The sequence below is a fragment of the Ensifer sp. Root31 genome, from assembly GCF_001424825.1.
Lineage (GTDB): Bacteria > Pseudomonadota > Alphaproteobacteria > Rhizobiales > Rhizobiaceae > Ensifer > Ensifer canadensis.
This window is the reverse complement of sequence record NZ_LMCO01000015.1, coordinates 1-242: the sequence shown is the minus strand read 5'-3', so window position 1 is coordinate 242 and position 242 is coordinate 1. Positions and strand designations below refer to the sequence as shown.

1 pseudogene is annotated in these 242 nt (G+C 60.3%); it reads right to left on the bottom strand.

What is annotated here, in order from left to right:
- Window positions 1-242 (bottom strand): annotated as a pseudogene (locus ASD00_RS38835) (electron transfer flavoprotein subunit alpha/FixB family protein); the annotation flags it as partial.

Genomic DNA, 242 nt, shown 5'->3' with positions numbered 1-242 from the left:
GTCGTCTGCACCGTCTGGATGGCGTTGCCGGCATAGATCGGACGCTTGAAGGTATCGGCGGAAACCACCTCGGTGATTTCCGAAACCTGGGCGACATCGAGAAGCGCTGCAACCCGCGGCAGGACGTTCTTGCCGACCGAAGTAGCAGCAGCAAGGATGGTGTCGTAATTGCCCGACAGCGAAACGATCAGCGCCGCCAAGGGTTCGGCCAGATTGTTGGCAAGGCTTGCATCCTCGGCCAC